Source organism: Mesorhizobium sp. M4A.F.Ca.ET.050.02.1.1, from assembly GCF_003997725.1.
Classification (GTDB): domain Bacteria; phylum Pseudomonadota; class Alphaproteobacteria; order Rhizobiales; family Rhizobiaceae; genus Mesorhizobium.
The window spans coordinates 1-10051 of sequence record NZ_RZSG01000155.1; the positions used below are offsets into that span (position 1 = coordinate 1).

The 10051-nt window shown below is 65.6% G+C and carries 9 protein-coding genes; 6 read left to right on the forward strand and 3 right to left on the reverse strand.

Annotated features, from left to right (window positions below):
* The coding region (locus tag EOA33_RS13165; RefSeq protein WP_145989127.1) for an aldo/keto reductase at positions 1–777 on the reverse strand (777 nt) is incomplete at its 3' end.
* Positions 778–827: 50 nt separating this feature from the next.
* Positions 828–2333 carry an altronate dehydratase family protein gene (locus EOA33_RS13170; RefSeq protein ID WP_126058237.1) on the reverse strand — a complete coding sequence of 502 codons (1506 nt, stop codon included), beginning with the start codon at positions 2331–2333 and terminating at the stop codon, positions 828–830.
* A 247-nt stretch (positions 2334–2580) separates the two neighbouring features.
* On the opposite strand from EOA33_RS13170, the gene EOA33_RS13175 reads away from it, so the two are divergent.
* From EOA33_RS13175 to gndA, 6 genes are all read left to right on the forward strand, one after another.
* A complete protein-coding gene (locus tag EOA33_RS13175) occupies positions 2581–3483 on the forward strand; it encodes a GntR family transcriptional regulator (protein WP_127405811.1) in 903 nt (300 codons plus the stop codon).
* A 148-nt stretch (positions 3484–3631) separates the two neighbouring features.
* Positions 3632–3982 carry a DUF2946 family protein gene (locus EOA33_RS13180; protein WP_127405812.1) on the forward strand — a complete coding sequence of 117 codons (351 nt, stop codon included), beginning with the start codon at positions 3632–3634 and terminating at the stop codon, positions 3980–3982.
* Between the two features lie 103 nt (positions 3983–4085).
* Complete coding sequence (locus EOA33_RS13185) at positions 4086–4631, forward strand: copper chaperone PCu(A)C (RefSeq protein ID WP_127405813.1); 546 nt, start codon at positions 4086–4088, stop codon at positions 4629–4631.
* Positions 4632–4663: 32 nt separating this feature from the next.
* Positions 4664–5185 carry a YcnI family protein gene (locus EOA33_RS13190; RefSeq protein ID WP_127405814.1) on the forward strand — a complete coding sequence of 174 codons (522 nt, stop codon included), beginning with the start codon at positions 4664–4666 and terminating at the stop codon, positions 5183–5185.
* Positions 5186–5240: 55 nt separating this feature from the next.
* A complete protein-coding gene (locus tag EOA33_RS13195) occupies positions 5241–6872 on the forward strand; it encodes a copper resistance CopC/CopD family protein (RefSeq protein WP_127405815.1) in 1632 nt (543 codons plus the stop codon).
* Positions 6873–6966: 94 nt separating this feature from the next.
* Positions 6967–8391 carry an NADP-dependent phosphogluconate dehydrogenase gene (gndA, locus tag EOA33_RS13200; protein WP_127405816.1) on the forward strand — a complete coding sequence of 475 codons (1425 nt, stop codon included), beginning with the start codon at positions 6967–6969 and terminating at the stop codon, positions 8389–8391.
* Between the two features lie 362 nt (positions 8392–8753).
* Here gndA and EOA33_RS13205 read toward each other — a convergent pair whose 3' ends face one another.
* Complete coding sequence (locus tag EOA33_RS13205; RefSeq protein WP_126058245.1) at positions 8754–9791, reverse strand: LacI family transcriptional regulator; 1038 nt, start codon at positions 9789–9791, stop codon at positions 8754–8756.
* Positions 9792–10051: the final 260 nt, after the last annotated feature.

A 10051-nucleotide genomic window follows, 5' to 3' on the forward strand; every position in this document is an offset into this window, starting at 1 on the left:
GAGGATATCCTTGCTCGCCGGCTGGTAGTCGAAATGCGCGCCAGGCACCGGACCGGTCGCCAATATGCCCGAGTTGAAGACGCCTCCGATGATCAGGGACGTCCGGCGCTGCCGGCAGAGCGGCAGCAACTCGGCCTCGGCGCTGCGGTCGAGGAGCGAATAGCGGCTGGCGAGCAGGATGCAGTCGAGCGGCGCCCGGCTGAGCACATCGAGACAGATCCGCACCTCGTTGACGCCGAGGCCGTAGGCGGAAATCGTGCCGGACGATTTCAGCTCCTCCAGCGCCTTCAACCCGCCATCCATGAACTGGCGGAAATGCAGCTTCGTCTTCTCGACGCCATGCGTGTAGGTGCCGATGTCGTGGACGAACAGGATGTCGATCTTGTTGAGGCCAAGACGCGCGTAGCTGAACTCGACAGAGCGCATGATGCCATCATAGGAATAGTCGTAGTCGAGCGCGAAGGGCAGCGGATCGACATAGGAATGATCCGGCACCTGGTCTTCCGGCACGGGGCGGAACAGGCGCCCGACCTTGGTCGACAACACATAGGACGAGCGCGGCTTCTCGCGCAGGAAATCGCCTGTTCGCCGCTCCGACAGGCCAAAGCCATAGAAGGGCGCGGTGTCGAAATAGCGCAGGCCGCCATCCCAGGCCGTCTGCAGCGTTTCCATCGCCGGCTCACGTGGGCAGGCGCGGTAGAGCCCGCCGATCGCGGCGCCACCGAAGCTGATTTCGGTGACCTCGAGCGCAGTGGTGCCGATCCGGCGTTTGTTCATAAAGCCTCCCCTTGCGGGCCGTCTGGTCGCCCGCGATCATTTGTCGGTGGTTAGAGCGTCGCGCCGAGGTGCCAGGGCACGAACTCGTTGTCGCCGTAGCCGAACGCCTCGCTCTTGGTCTTACGACCGGACGCCGTCTCAACGATGAGCTCGAAGATCTCGCGGCCCATGCCAGCGATGGTCTTCTCGCCGGAAGCGATGACGCCGCAATTGACGTCCATGTCCTCTTCCATCTGGTGGTACATGGTCGAGTTGGTGGCGACCTTGATCGAGGGCGTCGGACGGCAGCCGAAGCAGGAGCCGCGGCCGGTGGTGAAGACAATGACATTGGCGCCGCCCGCCACCTGGCCGGTGGCGGAGACCGGATCGTAGCCGGGCGTGTCCATGAACACCAGGCCGTGGCCGGTGACCTTCTCGGCATAGCCGAAAACGCCATTGAGCGGCGTCTGGCCACCCTTGGCGACCGCGCCCAGCGACTTCTCCAGGATGGTGGTCAGGCCGCCGCGCTTGTTGCCGGGCGAGGGGTTGTTGTCGATCGAGGCGCCGTGCTTGGCGACATGGTCCTCCCACCACTTCACATAGCCGTCGAGCTTGGCCGCGATATCGGGGCTTGCCGCGCGATAGGCCAACAGATGCTCGGCGCCGTAAATCTCCGTCGTCTCGGACAGGATGCCGATGCCGCCGACGCCGGCGAGGATATCGACGGCCGCGCCCAGCGCCGGATTGGCGGTGATGCCCGACATGCCATCGGAGCCGCCGCATTGCAGGCCAACGACGATCTCGCTGACCGGAATCGGTTCACGCTTGAGGTGACCGACTTCCTCGGCGATCTCGGCGAGCACGCCCATCGCCTTCTCGACCGATTTGCGCGAGCCGCCGGCTTCCTGGATGTTGAAATGGCGCTTGCCCGCGGCGACACCCTTCTGGCCGTAAAGGGTCAACTGATTGACCTCGCAACCCAGCCCGACCATCATCACGCCGCCGAAATTCGGATGACGGGCATAGCCGGCGAGCGTCCGGTGCAGGACCATCATGCCGTCGCCGGTGCCGCTCATGCCGCAGCCCTGGCCATGCACGATCGGCACGAAGCCGTCGATTCCCGGATATTTCGGCAAGAGCGTTCTGTTGGCCTCGTCGGCGATGGCGTGGCAGACGGTGGCCGAGCAGTTGACGCTGGCGATGATGCCGATGAAGTTGCGGGTGCCAGCGCGGCCATCGGCGCGGCGGTAGCCCATGAAGGTGCGGGCACGGTCGGCCTCGGTCGCGTGCTCGGCCTCGCTCGGCGGCACCACCGGCAGGCGGCCGCTCTCGAAAACCAAATTGTGCGAATGGACATGCTCGCCAGGCGCAATGTCCAGCGTGGCACGGCCGATCGCCTGAGCATATTTCACCACCGCCTCGCCGGCCGCGATCGGCTTGACCGCCACCTTGTGGCCAGGGTCGATCACCGCGACGGCGACAGCACCACCCGGCAACGCCGTGCCGATCTCGATGCGGCCATTGGCGACCGCGACATTGTCGGCGGGAGACAGGAGGATGCTGTTTGCGGCGTTCACGGGCGGTTTCCTGGGATGTTCCTGGGTGCGTGGGCGGATTGACACGCGTCAGTTAATGGATAATGTCTTTTATCGTGAAAAAACATTTTTGCGTCAAATGTTTTTTCGCGAGGGCGCCGTCTGTGAGGGCGCAAGGGCCAGTCCGGCCGGCGTCCGAAAAGCGATTCAGCTTTCCGGAAGCATGCGTTAGGAACATATCGCGCTTCAGGCCGGGCACTGCAAGCGCCGGCGCGCAACGGGGCGGGGGATGTCGAAAAGCAACAACGTCTACAAGGATGCCTATAATCGCTGCCTCAGGCTGCTCGATGAGACCCAAAGCCTGCCGTCGGAGCCGGAATTGGGCACCCTGCTCGGTGTCAGCCGAACCACGGTGCGCAGCATCCTTGCACGCATGGCGGAAATCGGGCTGATCGCCTGGAACAAGCGCAGCAAGACGGTGCTGCGCGCGCCGCGGCCGGATGACTTCTTCCCCGAGGAGGAGACCGACACGCTGGCCGAGATCATCGAGCGCTCATTCATGCGCCGGCTACTGGCCGGCGGCGCCGAGGCAGGCATGCAGATCAACGAGTTGGAGCTGGCGCGCGAGATCGGCGTCGGCACCACCAGCGTCCGCGAATTCCTCATCCGCTTTTCCCGCTTCGGCCTGATCGAGAAACGGCGCAACAGCCACTGGGTGCTGAAGGGCTTTACCCGTGCTTTCGCGCTGGAGCTGACCGAAATCCGCGAAATGTTCGAGCTACGCTCGGCCGCCGCTTTCGCCACCTTGCCCGAGGAAAGCCCGGTCTGGTCCGATCTCGACCGGCTGGAGGATGAGCATCGCCAGCTGGCGCGCGAAATCGCCACGCGCTTCACGGCGTTTTCCGAGCTGGATGAGCGCTTCCACCGACTGATCCACCGCGCATCGCACAACCGCTTCATCGTCGACTTCTACGACGTCATCGCCATGATCTTCCACTACCACTACCAGTGGAACAAGGCGCAGGAGCGCGAGCGCAACGAGGTCGCCGTCCAGGAGCATCTGGCCTATATCGCGGCGCTGAAGTCGCGCGATCTCGGCAAAGTCGACGCCGCCTGCCGCAAGCACCTGAAGTCGGCGCGCCAGACGCTCTTGACCTCGATCCCCGAGGGGCGGCAGCCGCAACACGCCTGAGCCGCGCCCGGGTCCCGGCGATACGCATTGGTCGCGCCGCGTTGCCGCAGCCGTGATTTGGCGATTTTCGCCCCGTTGGCCGCATGCTAGGTATCTGCCATTGCTCGTGGAGAGGCAGAGCTTGGACATCCGGCGGAGACAATGGAGCATGAGGGTCGCGTTCGTCGCGATCTTGGTGCTTGTGCTCCAGTCGGCGCTTGGCGCCTTCGCGGCCGGGCCGGCCGCCGCGCAGCTCGACGCCTTCGGCAATGTCATCTGCACGCATGAGGGGCCGACCCAGCTTCCCGGCAGTGATCCGCACCAGCAGCACCTGCCGGCCTGCTGCGTGCTTGGTTGCAGCATGGTTTCCGCTGCCCACGCGCCGCCGCCCGATGCCAGTGTTCTCGCCCGCAGCCTCGTGCTCGAGGCCGTGGTGTTCGCGCCGCCGGCCTTCACCCATGTCGATTTCGCCCGCGATCGCTCTCCATCGAACCCGCGCGCGCCGCCAGCGACGGCCTGATCCGTCCCGGCTCGCCTCGCGGAACCTTTCGCGGGCGCATTCATCCAACGTCCGGACCGTCCGCGGCGTCGCGGCGGTGCGGTCACCGCATCATGGAGCAACCATGTTTTCCCTTACCGCAACGCAGGCCAGCGCGTCTGGCCGCAGCAACCGATCCCGGCGCTGGCAGCGCCTCGGCATCGTCCTTTCCACCCTCGCCATGCTGTTAGTCGGCGCTCGCGCCGCCTTCGCGCATGAATTCAAGGCCGGCGATCTCGAAATCGAGCATCCCTGGTCGCGGGCCACGCCTGCCGGCGCCAAGGTGGCTGGCGGTTATTTCACCATCATCAACAAAGGCAGCTCGCCGGACCGGCTGCTGGCGATTGCCTCCGACATTTCGGAGAAGGCCGAACTGCATGAGATGGGCGTCAAGGACGGCGTCATGACCATGCGCCCGGTCAGCGGCGGCCTCGAAATCCCGGCCGGCGGCAAGGTGGCGCTCAAGCCGGGCGCCTACCACCTGATGTTCGTTGGGCTGAAGCGGCAGCCCAAGCAGGGCGAAAAATTCCCGGCGACGCTCACCTTCGAGAAGGCCGGCAGCGTAACCGTCGAGTTCGAAGTCGAAGGCATGGGTGAAACCGGTGACACCGACATGGACCACGCCGAGTGACCCGGCAACCACACAAACTTCGAGGGACAATCATGAACAAGTATCTTTTGACGGCCGGCGTGCTTTTCGCGCTCGGGACAAATGCGGCGCTGGCCCATGTTACGCTGGAAACCCAGGAAGCGCCTGTCGGTTCGACCTACAAGGCGGTGCTTCGCCTGCCGCATGGCTGTGAGGGCAAGGCGACGACCGCCGTGCGCGTGCAGATTCCGGAAGGGATGATCTCGGTGAAGCCGATGCCGAAACCCGGCTGGACGCTGCAGACCAAGAAAGGCAAGTACGAGAAGTCCTACCAGCTCTATGGCGAGACGCTGACCACCGGCGTCAAGGAGGTCGACTGGAGCGGCGGCAATCTGCCGGACGAATTCTATGACGAGTTCGTCTTCAGAGCCAATCTGACGGCGGATCTGCCCGTCGGCCAGATGCTCTACTTCCCCGTCGTGCAGGAATGCGACGGCGGCGCCGCGGCGCGCTGGATCGAGATACCGGCCGCCGGGCAGGAGGACGACGAGCTGGAAAATCCGGCGCCCGGCATCAAGCTCCTGCCGAAGAAATGATCTCCCGGCGGCGCGCTCCGTTCCAGGGGGCGCGCCGCCTGCTTGCGATGGTCGCATGAGCGCTTCCCCAAGGACCTGCATCGACGACTGGCGAGCCGCCCGGCTTTTTGCCCGGCTTCTGGCCGTCATCTTGCTGTTTGCGGCTATGGCGCTGCCGGACCGCGCCTTCGCGCATGCGGCGCTGATCAACGCCGATCCCGTGGACGGCGCGGTGCTGGCGCAAAGCCCGGAAAGATTCTCGCTGAGCTTCAGCGAGCCGGTGTCGCCGCTGGTGCTCAACCTGGTGCGGCCGGACGGCACTCAGCTTGTCCTGACGTCCTATCGGCTCGACGATCAGACCATCGAGATCGACAATCCCGAGACGCTGAAAGCCGGCACGCATGTGCTGAGCTGGCGGGTGATTTCGGAGGATGGCCATCCGGTCGGCGGCTCCGTGCTCTTCTCCATCGGCGCGCCGAGCGCTCCACCGGTGGCTGGGGGGGCGGTCGACTGGGACCTGCGGTCAGCCATCTGGATCGGCAAGGTCCTGCTCTATGTTGGCCTGTTTCTTGGTGTCGGCGGCGCCTTCGCGCTTGCCTGGCTGGCCGAGGACCAACGCTGCGGCCGGCGCTTCGTCATCGGCGCGATCCTGTGCGGCTTGGCGGCGGCGCCAATGTCGCTCGGGCTGCAGGGGCTCGATGCGCTCGGCGCGCCGCTTGCCCGGCTGGCGCAGCCGGTGGTCTGGCAGACCGCGTTCGCCACCAGCTTCGGCTGGACCGTTCTGATCGCGCTGATCGCGCTTGGTCTCGGCCTGCTGTCGCTGGCCGGGCCGCGCGGCGGCCGCAAGCCGCTTGCCCTTGCCGGGCTGGCTGGCGTCGGCGCCGCGCTCGCCGCCAGCGGCCATGCCAGCGCGGCCGAGCCGCAGTGGCTGACGCGGCCGATGGTGTTCCTGCACGGTGCGGGCATCGCCTTCTGGGCCGGCGCGCTGGTGCCGCTCGGGCTTTCGGTGAGGCAGCAGTCGAAGGATGCCGGGGCTTTCCTGCATCGGTTTTCGCGCGCGATCCTGCCGGTCGTCGCCGTGCTTGCCGCCGCCGGCATCGTGCTTGCCGTCATCCAGGTGCAGACGCCGGCGGCGCTGATCGGCACCGCCTATGGCAGGCTGCTGCTGGTCAAGCTGGTGCTGCTCCTGTTTCTGTTCACGCTCGCCACCATCAACCGCTGGACGCTGACGGCTCCGGCCGAAGCCGGCGCCACGGAGGTACAGCGGCGGCTGGCGCGCTCGATCGGGGCCGAGGTGCTGATCGTCGTCGCCATTTTCGCCGTCGCCGCCGGCTGGCGCTTCACGCCGCCGCCGCGCGCGCTGGCGATCGCCGCCGCGCAGCCGGTGTCGATCCACATCCACACGCTGAAAGCGATGGCGGATCTCAGCATCACGCCGGGCCATTCTGGGCCTGTCGCCGCCTCGATGGTGATCATGAGCGGCGATTTCGGTCCGCTCGACGCCAAGGCGGTGACACTGGTGCTGTCCAAGCCCGATTCCGGCATCGAGCCGATCAAACGACCGGCGACGAAGCCGGGCGACGGCACATGGCGCGTCGACAACCTGATCATCCCGGTTCCCGGCCGCTGGACGGCGCGGCTCGATATTCTGGTTTCGGACTTCGAGGTGGTGAAGATCGAGGCACCGATCGACATCCGCGCCGAGTGACAAATTGCTCGAGGCGGTTGACGCCATCGCAAAGGCCCGTCAATCATCCCGGCAAAACACGGCCCAACAAAATTCGGAAAGCAGGGAAGAAACGATGGAAAAAGCCGAAATCGGCCTGATCGGCCTTGGCACGATGGGCTCCAACCTGGCGCTCAACATTGCCGAGCATGGGCACCGCATCGCCGTCTTCAACCGCACGCCGTCGCGCACCGACGCCTTCGTCGCGGGCGCCGGGCCGCTGAAGGACATGGTCGTGCCCTGCTACAGCCTGGACGAGCTCGCCGCCGCGATCCGGCCGCCGCGGCCGATCATCATCATGGTGCTGGCCGGCAAGCCGGTCGACGAGCAGATCGCGGCGCTTCGCGGCGTGCTGTCCGACAACGACATCGTCATCGATGCCGGCAACGCCAATTTCCGCGACACGATGCGGCGCTTCTCCGAATTGTCCGGCTCGGGCCTGACCTTCATCGGCATGGGGGTGTCCGGCGGCGAGGAGGGTGCGCGCCATGGCCCGTCGATCATGGTCGGCGGCACGGAAGACTCCTGGAAGCGCGTCGAGAAGGTGCTGACGGCGATCTCCGCCAAGTTCAAGGACGAGCCCTGCGCCGCCTGGCTCGGCACCGACGGCGCCGGCCATTTCGTCAAGACGATCCACAACGGCATCGAATATGCCGACATGCAGATGATCGCCGAGATCTACGGCATATTGCGCGACGGCCTCGGCCTGGGCCCCAAGGAGATCGGCGCCGTCTTCGCCGACTGGAACAAGGGCCGGCTCAATTCGTATCTGATCGAAATTACCGCTAAGGTGCTGGCCGCCGACGATCCGAAGACCGGCAAGCCGGTGGTCGACATCATCCTCGACCGCGCTGGCCAGAAGGGCACCGGCAAATGGTCGGTCATCGAGGCGCAGCAGCTCGGCATTCCGGCGACCGCGATCGAAGCGGCGGTTGCGGCGCGCGTGCTGTCGTCGATCAAGGATGAGCGGCAGGCGGCCGAAAAGGCCTATGGCAATATCGGCGTCGCCAAGATCGCTGGCGACAAGGCCGCCCTGCTCAAGGATCTGGAGCTGGCGCTGTTCGCCGGCAAGATCGCCGCCTACGCGCAGGGTTTCGCGGTGATGAGCGGCGCCTCGAAGGAATTCAACTGGAGCCTGCCGATGCCGACCATCGCCAAGATCTGGCGCGCCGGCTGCATCATACGCTCGCAGATGCTGGACACGATGGCCGAGGCGTTCGGCTCTGGCAGCGCGTCGACGAACCTGCTGATGGCGCCGGCCTTCATCGCCATGATGCAGGAGGCGCATCCTTCACTGCGCAGGATCGTGGCGCGGGCGTCGGAAGCCGGCTCGCCGGTGCCGGCGCTGTCGTCGGCGCTCGCCTACTTCGACAGCTACCGCCAGGGGCGTGGCACCTCCAATCTGATCCAGGCGCAACGCGACTTCTTCGGCGCGCACGGCTTCGAGCGCATCGGCGAGCAGGGCGCGTTCCATGGACCCTGGGGCAGCGGCGCGGCCTAAGGGCAGGTAAGGCCGGCCTGCAAATGGCGGCCTCCTGCGCTTCTACAGCGCCGCGCGTCCGGACGGGCGCGCAAAGGACGCTGTAGCATTTTGACTTAGAGCGGTTCAGCGTTTCATAGAATCGCCGACCCGCTCTAACTAATTGTTTCTGCGCAATTCCGGACGGAAAACCGTTACACAGTTTTCCTGGAATTGCTCTAGCGCATGATCCTTTCCGAAAATCTTTCTGATTTTCGGGGTCATGCGCGTGCTCACGTACTTCAAGTACGCTCCGCTCCGGTTCCCGGAAGCCACCCAGTTTGATCGCCGCGCGCTCGTCTTCGACTCCGACTCGGCCTGACCTGCCTTTCAAGTCGCGCCAATCAGCTGCGATAGGGCTGAACCTCGCTCGGCGTGCTGAGCGATTGCAGCGAGCCGGGTTCGGCGCCGCCGATCCAGCCGAGCACCGAGCGGGCCAGCTCGGAGCCGGCGAGGCGGAAGTTCTCGTTGACGACCAGCAGTTCCCGCCGGAACAGATGCAGCAGTTCCGACGACTGCTTCGACACCACGTCGACGTCGCGGCCGAGCTTCAGGCCGGCATCCTCGATGCCGGCGACGACGGCGAGCGTCGCCGCGGCGGCGCTGCTGACGAAGCCGTCCGGCCGGTCCCGGCGCCGCATCAGCTGCGCCGTCCGCATCCTGATCTGCTCGATCGACTGGTCGATGGACACGGTGTTGAACGGCACCTCGCTGGCGCCGACTTCACTCAGCGCATCGGCAAAGCCGTTCAGCGTATGGCCATAGTAGGTGAGGCCGACCGGTGGCGTCACCAGGGCGAGCCGGCTGCGGCCGATGCCGGCGAGATAGCGCACCGCCTCGCCTGCGAAGGCGTAGTTGTCGAAATCATGATAGGGGTGCACGAGCCCCATGTCGGTGCGGCCGTGCGTGGCAAAGGGAATGCCGCGCTCCAGCATGTAGCGGGCGCGCGGATCGTCCGGCTGGGTGCGCGAAATGATGATGCCGTCGGCCGAGCCCGTCTCGACCAGATAGCGGATCGGATCCAGCGGATCCTGCGAGCGCGAATAGGGCGTGACGATCAGGTGATAGGGCGTGTCGGCGATCACCTCCGAGACACCGTAGATGATGTCCGAAACAAAGCTCATGATCTCGCGCTCGGTGTTGAGCACGAGGCTGATGACATTGGTCTTGCCGGTCCTGAGGCGCACGCCGGCGCGGTTCGGCCGGTAGCCTATCTGCCTGGCGACGAGTTGCACGCGCCGCCTGGTCTCGGCGCCGATCTCGGGGGCGTCCTTCAAGGCGCGCGACACGGTGGTGACGCCCAGCCCCGTCATGAAGGCAAGCGTCTTTAGCGTCGGCCTGGCCGGCGCTTCGCCATCCCTGTCCGTCTGGTCCCTGTCCATATCGTCCCGCCCGTCAGGCGCATAGCAGTCGCCGGGTCGGCCGGCAATCGCCCGCTATCGTCAGGCGGGTAGCTTCCAGTCCGACAAAACTCCCATACACTGAAACGTTACAGATTGTCACGACCGTTGTCCGTGCCGGCCCCAGGTCTGCTTTTTCCCGGCTTGCTCGCCCGGCTCGGAAAGTCGTTGGGAATCAGCGCGAAAGGCGTTTCGAGCAAGTTTTTTACCAGCTTCTAGCGTTTTGCAGCGCAGCTTTGCGT